Origin of the sequence: Tenacibaculum amylolyticum (genome assembly GCF_964511145.1) — a bacterium.
Classification (GTDB): Bacteria; Bacteroidota; Bacteroidia; order Flavobacteriales; family Flavobacteriaceae; genus Polaribacter; species Polaribacter amylolyticum.
The window spans coordinates 42,351-64,757 of the sequence record NZ_CAZEFZ010000070.1 but is presented as its reverse complement, the minus strand read 5'-3'; the positions used below and the strand labels follow the sequence as shown (position 1 = coordinate 64,757).

The following is a 22,407-nucleotide window of genomic DNA, read 5'->3' as shown; positions in this document are numbered from 1 at the left end:
ACCACAATTAATTACTCATTTTAAATAATTCCTTGGCTTACTAACACTATTCAAATTCTATTGAATTAAACATTCTCTTATACCAGTTCTAATGGAATTTCTTCTTTTACTTCTTCTTTAATTTCTTGGTCACTTCCTCTATTTCTCTTTCCTGGATACGCTAATGCTCCGTGTTCAGATAAGTCTAACCCTTCAATTTCCTCTTTTTCTGTTACACGTAATCCAATCGTTTTCTTTAAAGCATATAGAAATACAAATGATGTTACTAAAGCCCAGACTGCATATGCCGCTACACCTATTAATTGTGTTATCAATTGTGCAGAACCTCCTCCATTCAATAATCCGATAGCAGTAGTTCCATCTATTCCCCATAAACCGATTGCTAAAGTTCCCCAAGCACCTACAATTCCATGAACTGAAACAGCTCCAACTGCATCATCTATTTTTAGCTTTTGCTCCATAAATTCCATTGAGAATACAACGATAACACCACCAACTAAACCTGCTAAAATGGCTCCTCCATCGCTCATATTACCACAACCTGCTGTAATACTTACCAATCCTGCTAAAGCTCCATTTAAAGTCATGTCTAAGTTTGGTTTTTTATACTTAATCCAAGAAATGAATAATGCTCCTAAAGTTCCTGCAGCTGCTGCTAAATTGGTTAATAACACTACTTTTGCTGCGCCTACAGAATCGTCTCCACCCCAAGCTAATTGAGACCCACCATTGAATCCAAACCAACCAAACCAAAGAATGAATACACCAAGTGTTGCTAATAACTTGTTGTGCCCTAGAATTGACACTGCTTTTCCATCTTTTGTATATTTTCCTAAACGAGGCCCTACTAAGATTGCAGCAATTAGCGCAGCCCAACCTCCTACTGAATGTACAATTGAAGAACCAGCAAAGTCTATAAAACCTAATTTAGCTAACCAGCCATCTCCATTCCATTGCCAACCTCCAGCTATTGGATAAATAAAAGCTGTCATTACCAAAGAGAAAATGATGTAAGTTGTATATTTTGTTCTCCCTGCAATTGCCCCCGAAACTATAGTAGCTGCTGTTGCACAAAATACTGTTTGAAAAAATAAATCTGATGGATCTTGTTCATTGTAAAATGCAAAACCACTCCAGCCAATCCATCCGTTTGTACTACCGTACATTAACGAATATCCTACAAGCCAGAACACTAAAGAGCCTACGGCGATATCTAAAGCATTTTTCATTGCAATGTTTACCACATTCTTTGAACGAGTCATACCTGATTCTACCAATGTAAAACCTGCTTGCATAAGGAACACTAAAACTCCAGATAATAGAATCCAAAGCATCGTCATATCTCCCTTTATTCCCTCTATTTGTTTTGCTAGATCCTCTGCTACTTGTGGCTCAGTAATTGTTAGTAAAAAATTAGTCATCATTAAATAGTTTTTGTTATCAATTCTTTTGTTAGTTAAACTTGTAAATCGCTGCAAACGTTACTCCTGTAACATTGTCTTTGGTTCCTATTACCGGAATATCATCAGAAGTATCAAATCGTACTTCTCCTATTACTTTTAAGTTTTTAGTAAGTTCTTTGTTTGCCGATAATGTTAAGGCTAATACACTTTGATCTGTACTTCCAGAAGTTGTTGTGAAATACTCAGGTCGTAATCCTAATGCAAATGTGTCTGAGAATGTATTTTGTAAATACAATGCTCCTCCATAATATCCTCCATCTGCATCATTAGAATTTGAATAAGCTGCATTGATCCCTATATAAAACGAATCTGTTGCGTTAAATCCTCCTGTATAATCTAAATACAATACATCATCAAACCCAAAACCATCTGCTCCATATACGACATTAAAGAACTGTCCTTTGTATCCTGTTTGAAATCCTACCTGAAAATCGTTTGTAATGTTTGTCCCCGCAGTTAACCCATGCGGATTTGTTACCGCTAACATGAATGACAAATCATCTGAAACCTGATAATCTGCTTTTATTCCTGTATGAGAAAAAGGTCCTGCATTGAATAAATAAGAAACTGAATAATTGAAGTTATCTACTGGTGAAATTACTTCGTATCCAAAAAATGTATTGAATTGCCCTAAAGAAAGTACAAGCTTATCTGTTGCTCTATAATACACATACAACTGATTAATATTTCCTTCGTAAGCATTAGCTGCACTAGCTCTTGGTCCGAATGCTAAATCTGCTACTGCTCCTGCTTTTCCTATATCATAAGAAATTACAGTATTTGCCATTCCTAATCCAAAGCCGTGTGCTGGTTCCCCTGAAGTATTAGCTGCTAGTATTCCAATACTTCCTCTTGCATTATCTGCTAAATTGGTAGTTGCGTATACATCTACGCTTCCACTAAAAGATAAATTGTTTTCTTTTTCTTCTTGAGCAAAAGTTACATTTTGCAAAAAACATGTTAAAATCGCTAGTTTAAAATTTCTTGTTTTTGACATAAATAAAGGATTTAAGTTAGTTAATCGCTTCCCAAAACTATATGCTAGCTTTCAAAAAAACAAAACCTAACCCCTTGTTAAACAAGCGAAAACGTTGTATTTAAAATGTTAACTATTAAAAAAATACATCAAAAAATAGTAATATGTTAATTTGAGTTTTTTGTTAGATATTGAATTTATGAGATTCTTAATTTGAAGTACTGATATTACGAATCAAATAAAAATGCATTTTTATTAAAAAAAAGTGAGTTTTAACAATTTTTATTCAATATTCAGAATCAATTAAAATAAAAAATACATACAAAAACCATTTTTTTAACTATTTTATTGATAAATACGTAAAAACAAAAATTATATACCAAGCATCATAATTTTATTTTACTAAAAGATTACAGCTTCTTCTCCTTATTTCAATATTAATTTAGAAATATTAGGGAGGTTGAAAGAAGTAAATTTCTCCGAGATAAGCTTAGGTATAGTTTATTCTATAAGGAATAAAATTGGAGTTTCTTTTTGCAAGGGACTAAAGTCCCTTGGTTATATTAAAAATGAAGTTGAAACTAATAAAAAAACACTCCTGCTTAAGGAGTGTTTACATTCAAATAAAATAACAGACTTCTTTTTAATAACAACTTGTTGTTTTATTTTTTTTAAAAGTGGAATCATTTTTACCCTTCAATTAGACTCGGAGAACAAAATTTTGATTCCACTTGCATACAAACAATCAGTTTTCTATATCTTCTTCAAAATAGATTTGTTTTAATAGTTACTTATCTAATTAGAACTAGATAATTGTGCTTTGTCCCATATGAACATTCACAAAATTAATATTGCTATCTTCTTGATTATGGATATAATCTACCACAAAATCTCCAACTTTAGAAGTAGTAAAATGGTTTTCTGAATTGATATCTTGTGTTGTAATTCCTAATTCTAATGACTTTTGTACAGCTCTTTCAATTACAGCTGCTTCTTTGTGTAATTCGAGGTGTTTTAACAACATTGCTGCTGATAAAATTGAAGCTAACGGATTTGCTATATCTTTTCCTTTTGCTTGTGGAAACGAACCATGTATTGGTTCAAATAATGCATTATCTGTTCCTACTGAAGCCGAAGCTAATAATCCTATAGATCCACCAATAACACTTGCTTCGTCTGATAAAATATCTCCAAATAAGTTTTCTGTTAAAATAACATCGAACTGTTTTGGATTTAAAATCAGTTGCATCGCTGCATTATCTACAAACATGGTATCTACAGTTACATCTGGATATTGTGTTGCTAAATTGGTAATTGTTTTACGCCATAACCTTGATGTTTCTAACACATTTGCTTTGTCTACTAAAGTCAACCTCTTCTTTCTATTTTGAGCTGCTTTAAATGCTAAATGCCCCATTCTTTCAATTTCTTCTACCGTATAAGAGCATCCATCAAAAGCTATTTTACCATCATCGCTAAGCTCTTTGATCCCAAAATAAATACCTCCGGTTAACTCTCTATAAATAGTGATATCAGTTCCTTTAATACGTTCTTCTTTTAAAGGAGAATGCGATAGTAAGGCATCGAAAGCTTTTACTGGTCTTACATTACAAAATAACCCTAGTTCCTTACGTAATTTCAGTAGTCCCTGTTCTGGCCTTACTTTTGCTGTAGGATCATTATCGTATTTAGGATCTCCAATTGCTCCAAATAAAATTGCATCGCTTTTTTTACAAGAAGTTAATGTTGCTTCTGGTAATGGATTTCCTGTTTTATCGATTGCACAAGCTCCCATAAGTACTTCTTCATATACAAAGGTATGATCGTATACTTCTGAAATAGCTTCCAGTGCTTTTTTTGCTTGCTCTGTTACTTCTGGGCCGATTCCATCTCCTGGAATTACAGTAATGTTAAATTTCATATCTGTACTTTTTATAAGGAAGCTTCGTATGCTTCTATTTTTTTCTTCTTGCTGATTAAAAAATCAATGTCGTCGTAACCGTTTAATAGACATATTTTCTTGTAGGAATTAATTTCAAAATTGGTTGTTCCTACTGCTGTTTTTAATGTTTGGTTTTCTAGATCTACCGTAAGTTTTGATGTTGGGTTATTGGTAACTTCTGCTAGTAATTTTTGCAAATACTCTTCTCTGACCTGAATGGGTAAAATGCCATTGTTTAACGCATTTCCTTTGAAAATATCAGCAAAAAAACTACTAATTACTACTTTAAAACCATAGCCTGCTAGAGCCCAAGCTGCATGTTCTCTACTTGATCCACATCCAAAATTATCTCCAGCAATAAGGATATTTCCTTCATAGGTAGCGTTATTTAGCACAAAACTATTATTTACGGAACCATCTTTATGAAAACGCCAATCTCTAAATACATTATCTCCAAATCCTTTTTTATCTGTTGCTTTTAAAAAACGAGCAGGAATGATTTGATCTGTATCTATATTTTCGACTGGTAATGGTATGGCTGTACCTTCTAATTTCTCAAATTTTTCCATTAATTCAAGTGTTTTGTAATGTCTATAATTTTTCCTTCTACAGCTGTAGCTGCCGCTATTAAAGGACTAGCTAAAATGGTTCTTGCTCCTTGACCTTGTCTTCCTTCAAAATTTCTATTAGAAGTAGAAACACAATACTCTCCTTCAGGAATTTTATCATCGTTCATTGCTAAACAAGCCGAACAACCTGGTTGACGTAATTCAAAACCTGCTGCTTCAAAAATATCTTGCAAGCCTTCTTCTTTTATTTGTTTTGCTACTTGTTGTGAACCTGGTACTAACCAAGCATTTACATTCGCTGCTTTTTGTTTTCCTTTTACAAAATCTGCTGCTACTTTAAAATCTTCAATTCTAGAATTGGTGCAACTACCTATGAAAACATAATTGATTGGTGTTCCTACTAAACTTGTTCCTTTTTTAAAGTTCATATAGGTTAATGATTTTTCAAAAGAAGCATCACTTTCTTCGGGAATGGTTTCTGTTATTTTAATTCCCATACCTGGATTGGTTCCGTAGGTAACCATTGGTGCTATATCTTCTGCATCAAAATGATATTCTTTATCAAAAACAGCATCTACATCACTTCTTAATGTTTCCCAGTAGGCTGCTTTTTCTTCAAATGCTTCTCCTTTTGGAGCAAATTCTCTTCCTTTTACATATTCAAAAGTTGTTTCATCTGGAGCAATCATTCCTCCTCTTGCCCCCATTTCTATGCTCATATTGCATACCGTCATTCTTCCTTCCATAGACATTTCTTCAAATACATTTCCTGCATATTCACAGAAATATCCTGTTCCTGAGTTGGTTCCTAACTTAGAAATGATATATAGAATTACATCTTTTGGTAATACTCCTTTCTTTAATTTTCCGTTTACATTTACACGTAAACTTTTTGGTTTTTGGATTAATAAACACTGACTTGCAAAGACTTGTGCTACTTGACTTGTTCCAATACCAAAAGCAATAGTTCCAAAAGCTCCATGAGTAGATGTATGACTATCTCCACAAACCATAGTCATTCCAGGTTGTGTAATTCCTAATTCTGGCGCCATTACATGTACAATACCATTATACTTGTGTCCTAAACCATATAGCGTAATATTATTCTCTTTACAGTTTTTTTCTAGTTGCTCTAACTGATTTTTAGACAATGCATCTTTTACTGGTAAATGTTGATTTACCGTTGGGGTATTGTGATCTGCTGTAGCAACAACTTTATCTGGCCGTGCTAATGGAATTCCTCTTTCTTTTAATTCATTAAATGCTTGCGGGCTTGTTACTTCATGAATTAAATGCTTGTCTATATACAATATTTGTGGTCCGTTTTCTATTTTATCAACCACATGTGCATCCCATACTTTATCGAATAATGTTTGTCCCATTAAGCTATAGCTATTTTTGAAATTTTATTGACTTGTTTCATTATCATATGGATATCTTCATCTATCACTTCTTTTTGCTTATCTGCAAACTGTAAGAATGTTTGATATGCTTTATCTAACTGTAATTTAGTTAATTCGTACCCAATTTTCTTTGCTCTATATGCTAATGCTGCTCTACCACTTCTTGCGGTTAATACAATAGTACTTTCTGTAACTCCAACTTCTTCTGGGTTCATAATTTCATAAGTGTTTCTATTCTTAATAACACCATCTTGATGAATTCCAGAACTATGTGCAAATGCATTGGCTCCTACAATAGCTTTATTTGGTTGTACAGGCATTCCCATTTTTTCTCTTACCATTAAGCTTGTATCGTACAAAAGTTTTGTATTGATATCTGTATGTAAGTTTAGGTATGAATGTTGTTTTAAAATCATGACGACCTCTTCTAAAGCTGTATTTCCTGCTCTTTCTCCAATACCATTAATCGTACATTCTATTTGTCTAGCTCCATTTACAACTCCTGCTATAGAATTTGCAGTAGCCAATCCTAAATCGTTATGACAATGGCACGAAATAATTACATTTTCTATTCCTTTGACATTTTTTTTCAGATAATTAATTTTTTCACCATATTCTTCTGGTAAACAATATCCTGTAGTATCTGGAATGTTTAATACAGTAGCGCCACTCTTAATTACTTCTTCACATACTTTCGCTAAGAATTCATTTTCTGTTCTACCAGCATCTTCTGCATAAAACTCAACATCATCTACAAAGTTTTTTGCATACGATACTGCCTCTTTAGCTCGTTTAATAACCGTTTCTCTTGTACTATTAAACTTAAATTTTATGTGTGATTCACTAGTACCTATTCCTGTATGAATTCTTGGTTTTACTGCATATTTCAAAGCTTCTGCAGCCACTTCAATATCTTTCTTTACTGCTCTTGTTAAACCACAAACTGTTGCATTTTTAACGAGTTTTGCTATTTCACTAACAGAAATGAAATCTCCAGGGCTGGATACAGGAAATCCAGCTTCAATAATATCTACTCCTAAGTTATCTAATCGATCTGCGATAACTAGTTTTTGATTTGTGTCTAATTTACATCCTGGAACTTGCTCTCCATCTCTTAGTGTCGTATCAAAAATTTGGATTTTATTGTCTTTCATTATTACAAATAGTTGTCATTATCTCTATCAAATGTATATATTGGTAAAAGAGAAATGTTAAAAAACAGTCGTATTACTACGATATCAAAAACAATTTAAAAATAATTTAAAAAACTGATAGCCAGCAATTTAAAATGAATAATTTTACAAAAGCTAATCAATTTCAAGATGCATTATTTATGCTTATTCAGTCTTTAACCAAGTCTGAAAAAAGGCAGTTTAATTTGTATGTAGGAAGATTAGTTGGAAATACAGAAGCTAAATTCTTTGCTTTATTTAAATTTTTAGAGAAGCAAAAGAAATATGATGAAAAAGCGATTATAAAGAGTGGTATTGTTAGCAAGCAACAACTTTCAAATTTAAAAGCACATTTGTACAAGCAAATCTTAACAAGCTTACGTATGAATCCTGCTCATAAAAATATTAGAGTACAAATACGTGAGCAATTGGACTTTGCTACTGTTTTGTATCAAAAAGGACTGTACAAACAGAGTTTGAAGTTATTGGATAAAGCCAAAACAATGGCCATTGAAAATGAAGAGAAAAATATTGCTTATGAAATTGTAGAATTAGAAAAGGTTATTGAAAGTCAATATATCACCCGTAGCATTGATACTAGAGCTGATGAACTAACTGTATTAGCTAAGGAATTGAGCCAGCAAAACGTAATTACGAGCAAGCTTTCAAATTTATCCCTTCAATTATATGGTATTCTTTTAAAAACAGGATACGCTAGAAATGATTTTGAATTGAATAAAATTAATGACTATTTCTATGCCAGGCTTCCTGAATTTGATTATTCTAAATTAGGTTTTCGTGAAAAGCTTTGGTTATATAAAGCGCATTTATGGCGTTGTTTTTTAACGCAAGATTTTTTACACGGATATAAGTATGCTAGTAAATGGGTAACTCTTTTTAGAGTTTATCCGAAAATGGTTATTATTAATCCTGTATTCTATTTGAAAGGAAGAAATTACTTATTAGAATCGCTGTTTTTTACTAGACATTTAAGTGAATTTTATAAGGAGTTAGATTTCTTTGAAAAAGAAATTCAACAAGATAGAATTCCGACTAATAGTAATACTGAAATTTTAATTTTTCAATATCTGTATGCTAATAAACTACACAAACACTTTCTTGAAGGTAGTTTTAGTGAAGGTGAATATTTAGTTACAGAAATTACTGATAAAATAAAATTATACAGTAGTCGATTAGATAAGCATCATATTGTCCAGTTTTATTATAAAATTGCTTGTTTATATTTTGGAATGGGTAATAATAGAAAATGCATTGAATATCTCTCTAAAATTATTGAAGCTAAAAAGTTGTATGTAGGCGAAGATTTACAATGTTTTGCTAGAGTTTTGAACTTAATTGCGCATTATGAATGTGGTTTAGATTATCATTTAGAACGACAATTTAAAGAAACTTATAAGTTTCTTTTAAAGATGGAAAATTTACAAGAAGTTCAGAAAGTTTTTATTGAATCGATTCGTTCTTTAGGTGATTTGTATCCTCATCAATTTAAAAAGGAATTTCAGAAAATTCATAGTCGATTACAGGTTTTCGAGAATCATCCGTATGAAAAAAGAGCTTTTTTATATCTAGATATTCTTTCATGGTTAGAAAGTAAGATTGCTAATAAAACAGTAGCCGAAATTATTAAGGAGAAGTCTCAATTGTATAAGTAATGAAATAGATACTTAGCTTAAATATAAAAAGATTACTTCACTTCATTGCTTTTCGTTCGTAATGACGTTTTTTAAAAGTTAAATATTCTTTACTTTGCCTTCGAGTCTCCTCAGGCCTCGTTCAGAATGACAATTGACAAGAGAAAAGACACTAGAATAAAAGACAAAAAGATTACTTCACTACATTGTATTTCGTTCGTAATGAAATTTTTTGAAGTTAAATATTCTTCACTTTGCCTTCGAGTTTCCTCAGGCGTCGTTCAGAATAGCAATTGAAAAGAGAAAAGATCTCTACCTACGCAGAAACGAAGTTATTCAAGCTGTATTCTATTTATTTCAAAGAACTTGACAAAAAAGGTCAGTTGTAAATAACTGACCTTTTCAAATAATCCCTAGCTAGGAAGTTTTAACTAAAATCCATCTCCTGGTGGTTCTGGACTTGCTGCTTGTGCTTTTTTAGGGTTTAATAGTATATATGTTCCTAAAGCAGTTAATGCAGCGTATTTCCCATAATTTCCAATCTTTTGAATTGCTTCTTTTCTAGTTAGTAATTCTTCTGTAGTATTTTGATTGTTTTTTGTTTTCATTGCTGAATATAGATTCCTTTATTTTTTAAATACAACTTTCTTGCTTTTTGTTCCCTTAATCGTTTCTATTCTTACCAAATACACGCCTACTTCCAATGTTGTAGGTACAATAGTATTGGTGGTAGCTCCGATAATTTCCTCTTTATATACTTCATTACCTAATAAAGAAAATATGTGTACTGTAGCTTCTTCTCCATTTTGTAAACCTTGAATAGCTAATTCTTGTTTTCCTGATTTAAATATCTTGATATTACTAAGGTTATTTACCTCATCTATACCCAATACTTTTGCTTCTGTATGGATATAAAATCTTCCAATACCATTTATAGTTTCTTGTGGTGTAAACGTGTAGCTTCCTCCGTTATTAATCTGTACAAAAGAGTTTGTTAGTTTATCTTCTAAGTAGATGTTTAAGTTTCTATCAAAGCCTTCTCCTTTAGCTGATATTTGTACTTTTTTACCTGCTTCAGAAGTAATTCCTAATGGAATAATCGAATTTGAATAATCAGTTTCTGGTAAAGATTGTATTGTAAAGCCATTGCCTTCTGAATTATCTATTAAATGTGTGTAGATATCAAATGTACTTCCGTTGAAGTTTCCTATATCATACCCAGTATCCATTCCCCTTGTGGCGTTGGTCAGATACTTAATATGCGTATTTACAGTAATGTCACTTTGTGTAGCCATTATTTCAATACTTGGTGTATTCACATTAACAGCCCCTCTTGAAAATGTTTGTATTCCAGTTGCATCTGATAAACGTTGATTTTCTCTAAAGTTTATTGAAGAAACTCCTGTAGCTATTTTTACAAAGAATCCTTGCCCGACTGTAAATGAAGTATCTGAATCTAATAATGTTTTTGCTACATATTTATTTTGATCATTACTCCAAGCATATACTGCAACATAAGCTGGATTGAATTTGCTCATATTTTCTTGAATAAAATTCATAGTTGCATTTTTATTAATTGGTAAATATGCCGTGTAAGGATTTCCTATCGCATTCCATTGATCTGAAGCTACTGTTACTGTTTCATCTACAGTTGTTAAATTTCCTGTAAATGTTACAGAACCATTTGTTTCTCTAGAAATAATATACCCTTTCCCTTTTTCAAAAGTTAGAGTATTGGTTACAATATCATCTGCTGTATAATATACCCATTTAGAACCTGCTGCTTGACTATCATCATAATAAGCGACTGCATAACGGTTTGGAATTACAGAAGTATTTACTCGAATATCGTTTGCGGCATTTTCAATAAATTCTTTAATGCTTTGCCCTGAAACTGGTGCGGTGATCATACTCCATTTGTTTGCTTCCAAACCAGAACGTTCAAAAGTAACCATACCATTTGATGTTCCTTTTACAATTAAAGTTCCACTAGTATTCACTGAAGAAGTAATACCAATAGTTTCATTGACAGTTAAATCTCCATTAACAATTACAGCTCCATTATCTGAAATATCAAAACCTGCTAATGTTTCAATAGTTAAATCATTCATTTCAGCAACTACTCCTGAAGAAATTATAGGTTGATTTATTATATCTTGAATAACAACATCATTTGTAGTTAATGGTAAGGCATTATCAATCCAGTTGGCTGTTTCTGTCCAAGAAGTATTTGTATTTCCTGACCAAAATGCGACATTACTACAATCCTTTCCTCCATCAGTAATATTCCAATTAAATGGAGCAGATGATAATGTATTCCTAGCAGCTTCTCCTAAACAATAAGTAACATCTGCATTTAATGTTAAATTAGCTGGGATTATAGTTTCTCCTGCTTCTAAGGTAGACCAGCCAATTAGTGTAGCATCATAATTTTCTTGAGATACTGATGTATCAGTAAGCATATTTACCATTGTAGAAGTACTACTAATATCCCAAGAAGATAAATCTTGATTAAAATTAAGAGCTCTATCAAACATTTCATTCATAAAGAGCACATTAGAAACATTCCAATTATTCATTGGTTGGTTATATCTAGATGCTCTTTGAAACATGAAATGCATTCTATCTACTTTGCTAACATCCCAATTGTTTAATGACTGATTAAACCTATTTGCAGATCTAAACATTTCTGCCATGTCAATAAAACCAGTAACAAATTCTCCAATATTCCATTGAGAAATATCTTGGTTAAATCGAGTACTATTTTCAAATAAACCATTAAAATTAGAAACTTTACCTACATTCCATGTGCTTATATTTCCATTGAACCTAGAAAAAGCGAATAGAGAACGCATATTGGTTACATTAGAAGTATTCCATCCTGAAAAATCAGCAGAACCTATACTATCACAGCCATTAAACATATAGCTCATATTGGTTACATTAGATAAATCTGGACTATCAGTAGCATTAATGACCAAATTTGAACAACCTCTAAAAGCATCTTCCATTGAAGTCCACACTTGTGTTCCCCATTGCTCAACAGATTGTATTTGTGAAGCATTACTTCCACTATCAAAATGTATTCTTGGGAAATCTCCTATTACTTTTACACTATATATTCCAGCTGTAACATATTCATGTGTGGCATCTCCTGTAAATCCACTTTCAACAGTTCCATCTCCCCAATCTACTGCATAACTATACCCGCTTCCAGCAGTTGGAATTGTAATACTTTCGTTAGCACTAGTTGTTTCCCAAGTGGTAATAAAAGCGTTGGTAAAATCACAATCTATACCTCCGTCTGTAATAGTCCAATTATAAGGTGCAGATATTAGTATATTTCTAGCTTCTCCGCCCAAACAATAATTACTGTCACCTCCATTGAAGTTAATATTCATAGGTATCACTTCTCCAACAGCTTTGTTGGCCCAACCAATTAAGGTAGCGTCATAATTTTCTTTAGAGAATGCAGTATTTCGGAACATATCTGACATGTTTGTCATGTTACTAATATCCCATTGACCTAGATCTTGATCAAAATTTTCACATTGACGAAACATCATTCCTGTATTAGTAACTTTACTAACATCCCATTTCCCAATAGGTTGATTAAAATCTCTCACTGCAAGAAACATGGAAAACATATTAACATTGCCAGTAACGTTTTCTCCTATATTCCAATTACTTATATCCTGATTAAAAGCCACGGCTCCTTGGAACATAAAAATAAAACTACTTGCGCTACCTACATTCCAATTAGTTATACTATTACTATTAAATTCTGCCGCATCTGCAAATGTATAACCAAAATTTTCAATACCGCTGGTATTCCATCCTGAAAAATCAACTTTAAAATTTTTATCTAATGAACTACACGCCCTAAACATCATTCGTAATGAAGTAACCAAAGATAAATCTGGTGCGTCTGTTGCTTTGACTTCTAAATTTCCGCATCTCCTAAAAGCACTATCCATAGAAGTCCATTGCTGTGTTCCCCATTGATCAACAGATATTATTTTGTCTTTATCTCCGGCAGCATTGAAATGTATTCTAGGAAAATCTCCTGTAATTTTAACTGTATATGTTCCTGAAGTAGTATACTCGTGAGTGGCGTTACCTGTGTAACCTCCTTCAATAGTTCCATCTCCCCAATCTACTGTATAATTATAATTAGCTCCAATGGTTGGAATAGTTATACTTTCATTATCTGTGGTAGTTTGCCAAGTTGTAATAAAAAAGTCAGTATCTGTACAAGATGCTCCTCCATCGTTAATTATCCAGTTATATGGAGCTGAGGTTAATACATCTCTAGCATCTGCACCAAAACAATATGTAGTATCTGTATCTAAAGTTAAACCTGTTGGGATTCGTATTTCACCTCCTTCTAAGGTTGACCATGCAATTAATAAATTATCAAAGTTCGCTTGAGAAAACCCTGAACCTGTAAACATGTTTGATACGTCAGTAGCATTACTAATGTCCCAGTTGCTTACATCTCTATCAAAAGCTACTGCATTACGGAACATATTGGTCATTACTGTAAACTTACTCGTATTCCACCCGCTGATATCTTGGTTAAAGGCACTAGCTCCGAAAAACATATTCAGTGCATTAATTTGAGCGCTTGATTCTTGATTAAATATCCATTGATCTAGAGGCTGATTAAAACTTCTATTATCTTGGAACATCCTTGAAAAATTAGTGACGTTACTAACATTCCAATCATTAATATTTTCATTAAATCCAGATCTGGAAAAAGCATTTGACATTGAAGTGATATTACTAACATCCCAATCTTTCATTTTACCTCCATTATCTGTAAGAGATGTAGTTTCTACAAAAGTTTGATTAAAATCAGTAACATTGCTAAGGTTGGGTATATCGGTAGCATTAATTACAAGGTTACTACAACGGAAAAAAGCTCCATTCATATTTCTCCATACCTGTGTACCCCATTGATCTATAGATTGAATACTATTGTTGCTGCCACCCCCAAAAAAGTAAATTTGTGGAAAATCACCATTTATTCTTACAGTGTATGTTCCTGCAGTTGCATATTCATGACTTGCATTTCCAGTTTCTTCAGAGGTGACTTTTCCATCTCCCCAATCAACTGAGTAATTATATCCTGTTCCAGTTGTAGGTATAATAATTATTTCATTATCTGTAGTTGTTTGCCATGTAGTAATGAAAAAGTCTGTTGAGTTACAAGCATTACCGCCATCTGTGATTGTCCAATTATAAGGTGCTGATATCAACATATTCCTAGCTGATGTAGCTAAACAATATTTAGCATTACCTGCTCCTAAAGAAACATTTAAACTTAAAGTTTCTTCACTTTCAAGGTTTGCCCATCCTATTAATGTCTTATCATAGTTTTCATCGGAGAACCCTGTAGTTCCTCTGAATATATCTGTAAAGTCGGTCACATTACTAATGTTCCAATCTCCTAAGTTTTGGTTAAAAGTTTTTGTGTCTGAAAAAGCTTCTATGGCAGATTCTAGGTTAATTGTATTCCATTGATTCAAAGGACTATTGAAATCTTCACAGCCAGTAAACATATAATTCATACTTTTTAGTGAACTTACATCCCATGAATTGATATTTTCTTCCATAGTAGCGTTACGGAACATACTATCCATTAATGTAATCGTACTTGTATTCCAAGTTCCTAGATTACCTCCATTATCTATACAAGATCCATTTTCAAACATACTTACCATAGATGACACATCACTAAGATCAGGAATATTTGTTGCTTCAATTTTTAAGAAGCCACAATTTTTAAACGCTTCTTCCATTGAGGTCCATTTCTGTGTACCCCACTGTTCAATGGTCTGAATTAGTTGTGCATTTGCCAAAGTAGAACCTCCAAAGTAAATTCTTGGAAAATCTCCTTTGATTCTAACAGTATAAGTTCCTGCTGTTGCATAAGTGTGTACAGCATCACCTGTAAATCCTAATTCAACAATTCCATCTCCCCAATCTACAGCATAATTGTATCCTGTTCCTGTAGTTGGAATTGTTATATTTTCATTAGGTGAAGTAGTTTGCCAAGTCGTTATGAAAAAATCATTAGAACAATTTGTACCTCCATCAGTAATGTTCCAGTTATATGGAGAATTCGTTAATTTATTTCTATCAGTTTCACCTAAACAATATTGAATCGTATTCGCATTAAAAGTAACACCTGTAGGAATTTGTATCTCTCCTACTTCTAAGTTAGCCCAGCCTATTAAAGTAGTATCGTAATTGTTTGTTGAAACTACTGAGTTTTTAAGCATATCATTCATGTTAGTTGCACTACTAATATCCCAATCCCCTAAACTTTGATTGAACATTTCTGCATCTTCAAACATGCTTATGAATTCAGTAACATTACTTACATTCCAATTTGCTAATGATTGATTGAATTTTTTTGCTCCTTGGAACATTCCGTTCATGCTTGTTACTTTGCTCACATCCCAATTACCAATAGGTTGATTGAAAGTATTAGTATCCTTAAACATTACTGACATATTGATTGTACCAGTTACATTTTCACCTATATTCCAACCTGTAATATTTTGATTAAAAGCAGTATTTCCGTCAAACATTCTAAAGAAGTTCGTTACATTACCAACATTCCAACTACTGATGTTAAAATCAAAAATTGAATTCGCAAACATATTAGCCATATTAGTAATAGTACTTGTATTCCATGAGTTCATAGATGCTTCATTATCTACAATATTTGTTGTCCCCATGAACATTCTTTCCATTGAAGTAACTGAACTTAAATCTGGTGTGTCACTTACGTTTAGTTCTAAATTTGAACATCCGTAAAATGCAGATGCCATACTTGCCCATTGTTGAGATCCCCATTGATCTATAGAAGTAATTTTATTCTTATCCCCTAAATTATTGAAATATATTCTAGGGAAATCACCAGAAATTTTTACTCTGTATATTCCTGCTGTTGCATATACATGTGATGCATTTCCTGTCATATTGGTATCAAAAGATCCATCTCCCCAATTCACTGTATAATTATAACCAGAACCTGTAGTAGGAATTGTAATACTTTCATTGGCCGAAGTAGTTTGCCAAGTAGTAATAAAAAAATCAGTAGTTGCACATCCTAATCCTGCATCATTTATCGTCCAATTTTTTATTACATCTAATGTATTTCTATCAGTTTCTGCAAAACAATATTTTAGATTACTAGCTCCAAAATTCAGATCATTAGGTGTATTTGAGTTGGATGCCCAACCTTTTAATGTTGCATCGTAATTAGCTACAGATAATGCAGTACCATTTAACATATTATTCATCAACTGTGCATTGCTTAAATCCCAGTTTCCAAGATCCACATCAAACAAGCTCGCCCCTTGAAATGCGCTTGTAAAATCTTCAATGTTGCTTACATCCCAGTTTTTTATTTGTCCTCCATTATCCACTAACTTCTTACTATTATTGAAAGCTTCAACCATAGTCGTAACGTTTGATAAATCTGGAGTATCCGTAGCATTAATAACTACGTTATCTGCACCTGCAAAAGCCCTTCGAAATGAAGTAAACTTGGCTGCTCCCCATTGTTCTACAGATTCCATTTTGTCTGCTTCTGGTCTATAATTAGCATATAATTGCCCAATTGCTCCTGAAACCTTAACTGTATATGTACCTGGAGTAGCATAAGTATGAGAAGAGCTTCCGCCTTCTGCTGTAGTATTTCCATCTCCCCAGTCTATAGCAAATGAAGATCCTCCTCCTGTAGTACGAATTTGAACACGTTCATTATTTGAAATAGTTTTCCAGGTAGAAATAAACTTATCCTCTTCATCACAAACTAAACCTCCATCGGTAATAATCCATTTATTATTATTAATCAAAGATTGTCGTACGCTAGAACCAATACAATAATTACTATTACCTCCATGAAAAGTGATATCGTTAGGAATCTGGGTTTCACCAGCATCTAAAGTTGCCCAACCAAATAAAGTAGCATCATAATTATCTGTACTTAAACCAGCATTCTCAAACATCTTGTCCATTCCTAGTAAACCTAAGCCTTGTACAGAACCAACATCCCAATTAGCTAAACTCTGATTAAAAGATGTAGCTCCATTAAACATATAATTAAATATAGTAACCTTGCTCACATCCCAATTAGAAAGATCTTGGTTAAAACTAGTTGCTTCCCAAAATACCGCTTCACATTTTGTTAAGTTATTAAATGTCCAGCTTCCGATAGGCTGATTAAACACAGTATTCTTATAAAACATTAGACTAATATTATCAGCGGCTTGCATGTTCCATCCACTAATATTTCGGTTAAAAGCTGTTCCTTGAAACATACCTGCAAAATCAGTGATCGTACTTACGTTCCAATCTTTTAACTTGTCTTTAGCGTCAGTAAATGAGGAAGCATTTTGAAAAGCATATCCAAGCGATGTAACTTGTGACAAATCAGGCACATCATCTGCATTTAACTCTAAATTAGAACATCCGTAGAAAGAAAAATCTAAACCTGTCCATTTGTTTGTTCCCCACTGCTCAATAGTTGTTAATTTTTCTTTTCCAGCCCTATTAAAGAAATACAATTGAGAAAAATCACCATAGATTTTTACAGTGTACGTTCCTGCTGTTGCATAGGTATGTGTAGTATCGCCCGTAAAACCACTTTCAATACTTCCATCTCCCCAATCTACAGTATAGTCATTTGAAGTTCCTAGCATATAAATTGGAATACTTAAATCTCCACCAGAAACCGTCCAAGTAGTAATAAATTTTTCTTCTTCAATTCCTCCATAAGCATCTCCATCAAATGTCCATGAGTAATTATTTGCTAGTCTTTCTCTATGTACTGGATCAGCATATCTTAAATCTAACACTCCTAACTCTTTGTTAGTTGGAATAGTAGTTTCTCCAGCGGATAAAGTTCCCCAACCTTCTAAAGTTTTATCATAATTTTCTGAAGACAAACCACTAGCGCTTAACATTGCGGCAAAATCAGAACCACTTGAAATATCCCAGCTTCCCAAATCTTGATTGAAATCTGATGCTCCAAAAAACATTTGTATAAAACGTGTTACTTTGCTAACGTCCCAATTATTTAGTGGTGAATTAAATTTGAAAGCTCCTAGGAACATTGATCCCATGTCTATAGCACCTGTTACAAACTCTCCTACATTCCAACCATTTAAATTTTCATTAAAAATAGGAGCATTAGTAAACATACCATTAAAATCAGTCACCTTACCAACATCCCAATTTCCAATATTAGCACCGGTAAAATTATCTCCCTGGAAAAACATACTTTTCATAGTAGTAACAGAACTTGTATTCCAACCAGAAAAATCTAATGTTCCAGAAACTCCTAAGTTTGTACAATCAAAAAACATCCCCGACATATCAGTAACTTCTGATACATCTGGAATATCAGTAGCCAATACATCTAAGTCATCACATTCTCTAAATGCATCTTTCATAGTCAACCATTTTGAGCTTCCCCATTGATCAATTGATCGTATTTTTCGTTCCATCCTAGTAACACTTGTATTGGAAGAAATGGCTGGGAAAACCCCATAAATTTTTACTTGGTAGGTTCCAGCAATCGCATAATTATGCGTTGTATTACCCGTATGATTATTTGTAATTGTACCATCTCCCCAATCAACAGAATAATAATAATCATATCCACTAACTGTTGATATAACTATTCGTCTTGCATCAGCACCAGAAATACCAGTAGCATTTGTTTTCCAAGTTGTAATAAATTTATCTTCTTCAGGACAAATGTGTGAATCTCCTCCAAAAGACCAATTATATGTGTTTTCTAAAATAGCTCTACTAGTGACATCACAATATGCTATAGAAGTCACATTTTGAAGCGAAATATTTGTGGGGATAGCTGTTTCTCCTAGAGTTAATGTTGCCCATCCTTGTATTGTTGCATCATAGTTTTCAACAGAAATTCCTGAACTCCAAAAAATCTGGCCCATTTCTATTATGTTACTAATATCCCACGCTCCAATATTTTGATTAAATGCTTGCGCTTCAAGAAACATTTGTCCTACCTCTTGAACAGAACTCATATTCCAATTGTTAAGTTCTTGATTAAAATTTGTAGCTCTTTTAAAAACAGCATTGGCAAACTCCAAACTAGTAGTGATCCAACTATTTAAAGGTTGATTAAAATTAGTTGCTCCTTCGAACATCGAATCTATGAACCGTACATTACTCACATTCCAGCTATCAATATTTTCATTAAAACCAGAAGATTTAAATGTATTTGTAAGATTCTCAATAGTATTTGTATTCCAATTTCCGATATTATCTCTTAAATCTTCAAGACTAGTAGTTCCTTCAAACATAGATGTCATATTTACTACCAAACCTAAATCGGGTTCATCAGAAGCTTTCAAAACTAGATTAGAACATCCATGAAAAGCTCCTTCCATAGTTACCCATTTATTGTTTCCCCATTGTTCGATAGAAACAATTTTATCTTTGTCTCCTGTATTATTAAAATAAATTGCAGGAAAAGGAGTTACCGTAAAAAAATCACCAGCTATCCTATCAATACTTACAGTATGCACACCAGGGTCAACAAAAGTTAGCGTTTTACTTCCATTAGCATTCTCAAATCTTGGTAACTCACCAGATGCTCTGGTATAATTTACTTGGTAAGCATAGGTTTCACCAGGTTTTGTTGGAATGGTAAAAGTTTCATTAGCTGTAGTCGTTTCAACTTTAAAAACGAATTGTGCTTGAGTTGTTCCTAAAAAAAGAAAAAAGAAAATTATTGTGTAAAGTTGTTTCATGAGGGTGTAAAATTACTTTTAGTAAGAGTTACAAATCTCTCATCTTTCTATAACACAAACAATAAAACTATGGTAGCAAAAGGTAGCAAAACCTAAAAAATGAGTCTTTTAAGTGGAGTTTTACAGTAAAAGAAAAAACCATACTTTAATAGCATGGCTTTAATTTTATTTCTATTTCTTTCTACTTGTTTACTACTTTCTATTTCTAACAGTTCTTGTTCTTGTAGCTGTTTTTCCTTTTGATCTACTAGTTCTTATATTTCTACTTGCTCTAGAATTTGATCTTGATGGATTGCTTCTAGTTTTGTACCTGTTATTTTGAGTTCTTTTCATTGAAGAACTAGCTGAGCGATTCCTAGAATAACTCCTAGTTTTTTTAGCTTGTGATGTATTTCTAGTTCCTCTGTTATATGATGCTGTTCTATTATTTGATCTATTTACTATACTACTTCTATTTCTTTTATTAGCCTGTGTTCTATTAGTTCTAGAAACTGTTCTTGTTGCTGCTCTATCTCTTGAAATAATAGTATTTCTTGATACTCTGCGTGAGTTATTTGTAGAGCGGTTATAATTGCTAGCAACTCTTGAGTTATTTCTATTTATACGACTATAATTTCTGTCGTTTCTTTGATACATCGATCTTCTACTATCTCTAGATCTAAATCTTACATTTCTAGCAGTGGCTACTCTACGTCCTCTATTGAAGTTTCTTACGCTACTTTCTGGTCTATAATAGCTACGGTTTCTATACGATCTGCCATAGTATCCGTTGTAATAGTTATTTCTGTATACTGCATATGAAAATCTATATGGTAAATAAAACCTTCTGTAAGGACGATTCCATACTACACATCTGTTTACTACAGGTACGGCAAAATAAGCGTGAAATGGTCTGTACACATAACGTCTATTAAAACTATTAATATATCCTGTACAGTTTAAAAAATCTCCATAACTATTGTAGTGTACAAATAAGCCTCCTACTCTAGATACACGTCCCCAATTATTATATCTTATAAAAACATCTCCTGCCTGAACAATTCTTCCATAGTGATCATAAAAAATTGGGATGTCTTCAATTTGTACTACTGCTCCATAATCATCATACTGCACAAACGGGTCGTAATTAAACCCTGAATTGAAACTAATATTTACTCCAGGAGTATTTATATTCACGTTTACACCATTTCTTGAGCCATTAAGATAAAAATCGAATTGTCCATCTGGATATACCGCAAACTCAACTCCACACTCTGTAAAAATGAATGATTTTCCGTAATTGTAATAACGTGCAGTTGTATTTGTACTTGCTTCTGAAGCATTCATTGTAAATGTAGTTAACAAAAACCCTATAAGTAGTAAAACAAATTTTCTCATAATATTTGATTTTAGATGTGTATCATTTTTTGATATACATTTATACAATACCAAGTAGCATGCCAAAAATTAAAACACTAACATTCAAAAGTTAAAATTTGACTTTTTTACTACTATAAGTAATACTACATTTAGTATCATTATTTTGTTTTACAAGAGGTTGAATTTCCTTCGTTTAATTGCGATTACATTTTGTATTCATTTACATTATTTCTCTTAGGTAATCTATTGAAGAGTATTTTCAAATTATTCAATAATCATTTTCTTAGTAGCTACCTTGTGACTATTTACATATAATGTGTAAAAGTACACTCCTACAGGTAATGAAGCACTGTTAAAAAATAACTCCTGTTCTCCTTTTTCTTTTAAATATACTGTATCAATAATTTGTCCCGATGTGTTGCTAAATACAATAGCAGCTTTTTCATATTGTTGTGGTATATAATATTTTATTGATGTAGTACCATTAAATGGGTTTGGAATATTTTGATATAAAATTGGCTGTTTTTTATTTGCTGTTACTCCTCCAACACTTAAAGTACCATTACAAGCGCATTGTTCTATCGTTTCTATTCTTGAAATTAAATCATTGATTTTTGCTTCTTGCGCTGCTAAAAGTGGAGCTAAATCTACTGTTACTGAAGCTCCATTATCAATAGCTACAGTTAACACTGTTCCAGATAGTATTGCTGATGTTAAATCTTGATTATCTGAATTTATATAAGATGATAAATCTATTGTTTTTATACTTCCAGAAATACTTAGTGTATTACCTGATAAGTTTAACTCTTGATTATCCGTTCCTGTTCCATCTTGTAAACTTGATAAATCAATCGTATTTCCATTAGAAATACTTAAATCGGTATCTGTTAAAGACAAAGTTTGAGCATCTGTATTATCTAAATAACTCGATAAATCAACTGTAGTATTATCGTTGGTTAAACTCAAGGTATTACCAGATAAAATCAAATCCTGATTGTCCGTTCCTGTTCCGTCTTGTAGACTTGATAAATCAATGGTATTTCCATTAGAAATACTTAAATCG

At 32.6% G+C, this 22,407-nt stretch carries 11 protein-coding genes (1 of these 11 cut by a window edge); 1 reads left to right on the top strand and 10 read right to left on the bottom strand.

The annotated features are described in order from the left end of the window. Positions 1 to 77 precede the first annotated feature (77 nt). The 6 genes from ACKTTC_RS16635 to ACKTTC_RS16610 form a co-directional block, all read right to left on the bottom strand. Positions 78 to 1,424 (bottom strand): ammonium transporter, encoded by a 1,347-nt coding sequence (locus ACKTTC_RS16635; protein WP_408040980.1) that lies wholly within the window; start codon positions 1,422 to 1,424, stop codon positions 78 to 80. 28 nt (positions 1,425 to 1,452) lie between these two features. Next, on the bottom strand, positions 1,453 to 2,460 hold the full coding sequence (locus tag ACKTTC_RS16630) for an outer membrane beta-barrel protein (protein ID WP_408040979.1): 1,008 nt from the start codon (positions 2,458 to 2,460) through the stop codon (positions 1,453 to 1,455). 784 nt (positions 2,461 to 3,244) lie between these two features. Continuing rightward, a complete protein-coding gene (gene leuB, locus ACKTTC_RS16625; RefSeq protein WP_408040978.1) occupies positions 3,245 to 4,360 on the bottom strand; it encodes a 3-isopropylmalate dehydrogenase in 1,116 nt (371 codons plus the stop codon). A gap of 11 nt (positions 4,361 to 4,371) precedes the next feature. Then, positions 4,372 to 4,950, bottom strand: coding sequence for a 3-isopropylmalate dehydratase small subunit (gene leuD, locus ACKTTC_RS16620; protein ID WP_408040977.1), 579 nt, complete (start codon positions 4,948 to 4,950; stop codon positions 4,372 to 4,374). Then, positions 4,950 to 6,332, bottom strand: coding sequence for a 3-isopropylmalate dehydratase large subunit (leuC, locus tag ACKTTC_RS16615; protein ID WP_408040976.1), 1,383 nt, complete (start codon positions 6,330 to 6,332; stop codon positions 4,950 to 4,952). The genes leuD and leuC overlap by 1 nt, the downstream gene beginning before the upstream one ends. Next, positions 6,332 to 7,507, bottom strand: a complete 1,176-nt coding sequence (locus ACKTTC_RS16610; RefSeq protein ID WP_408040975.1) for a 2-isopropylmalate synthase — start codon at positions 7,505 to 7,507, stop codon at positions 6,332 to 6,334. The genes leuC and ACKTTC_RS16610 overlap by 1 nt, the downstream gene beginning before the upstream one ends. 134 nt (positions 7,508 to 7,641) lie before the next feature. Here ACKTTC_RS16610 and ACKTTC_RS16605 point away from each other — a divergent pair, with 134 nt between their 5' ends. Beyond that, positions 7,642 to 9,198, top strand: a complete 1,557-nt coding sequence (locus tag ACKTTC_RS16605) for a hypothetical protein (protein ID WP_408040974.1) — start codon at positions 7,642 to 7,644, stop codon at positions 9,196 to 9,198. A gap of 410 nt (positions 9,199 to 9,608) precedes the next feature. Here the strand turns inward: ACKTTC_RS16605 and ACKTTC_RS16600 are convergent, their stop codons facing one another. The 4 genes from ACKTTC_RS16600 to ACKTTC_RS20610 all read right to left on the bottom strand — a co-directional run. After that, on the bottom strand, positions 9,609 to 9,785 hold the full coding sequence (locus ACKTTC_RS16600) for a hypothetical protein (RefSeq protein WP_408040973.1): 177 nt from the start codon (positions 9,783 to 9,785) through the stop codon (positions 9,609 to 9,611). 18 nt (positions 9,786 to 9,803) lie between these two features. Then, entirely contained in the window at positions 9,804 to 19,985 is a 10,182-nt protein-coding gene (locus tag ACKTTC_RS16595) for a BspA family leucine-rich repeat surface protein (RefSeq protein WP_408040972.1), read from the bottom strand. 192 nt (positions 19,986 to 20,177) lie between these two features. Next, on the bottom strand, positions 20,178 to 21,362 hold the full coding sequence (locus tag ACKTTC_RS16590) for a hypothetical protein (RefSeq protein ID WP_408040971.1): 1,185 nt from the start codon (positions 21,360 to 21,362) through the stop codon (positions 20,178 to 20,180). Positions 21,363 to 21,608: 246 nt separating this feature from the next. Continuing rightward, on the bottom strand, positions 21,609 to 22,407 hold the 3' end of the coding sequence (locus tag ACKTTC_RS20610) for a beta strand repeat-containing protein (protein ID WP_456243514.1). Its footprint extends 1,388 nt past the window's final position; the window shows 799 of its 2,187 coding nt (coding positions 1,389-2,187); its start codon lies beyond the right edge, outside the window; the stop codon is at positions 21,609 to 21,611.

Excerpts from the sequence above, each read along its gene's own strand:
- ACKTTC_RS16635 (WP_408040980.1), bottom strand. The coding sequence starts at position 1,424 with ATGATGACTAATTTTTTACTAACAATTACTGAGCCACAAGTAGCAGAG.
- ACKTTC_RS16610 (WP_408040975.1), bottom strand. The coding sequence starts at position 7,507 with ATGAAAGACAATAAAATCCAAATTTTTGATACGACACTAAGAGATGGA.
- ACKTTC_RS16630 (WP_408040979.1), bottom strand. The coding sequence starts at position 2,460 with ATGTCAAAAACAAGAAATTTTAAACTAGCGATTTTAACATGTTTTTTG.
- ACKTTC_RS16605 (WP_408040974.1), top strand. The coding sequence starts at position 7,642 with ATGAATAATTTTACAAAAGCTAATCAATTTCAAGATGCATTATTTATG.
- ACKTTC_RS16600 (WP_408040973.1), bottom strand. The coding sequence starts at position 9,785 with ATGAAAACAAAAAACAATCAAAATACTACAGAAGAATTACTAACTAGA.
- leuC (WP_408040976.1), bottom strand. The coding sequence starts at position 6,332 with ATGGGACAAACATTATTCGATAAAGTATGGGATGCACATGTGGTTGAT.
- leuD (WP_408040977.1), bottom strand. The coding sequence starts at position 4,950 with ATGGAAAAATTTGAGAAATTAGAAGGTACAGCCATACCATTACCAGTC.
- ACKTTC_RS16595 (WP_408040972.1), bottom strand. The coding sequence starts at position 19,985 with ATGAAACAACTTTACACAATAATTTTCTTTTTTCTTTTTTTAGGAACA.
- leuB (WP_408040978.1), bottom strand. The coding sequence starts at position 4,360 with ATGAAATTTAACATTACTGTAATTCCAGGAGATGGAATCGGCCCAGAA.
- ACKTTC_RS16590 (WP_408040971.1), bottom strand. The coding sequence starts at position 21,362 with ATGAGAAAATTTGTTTTACTACTTATAGGGTTTTTGTTAACTACATTT.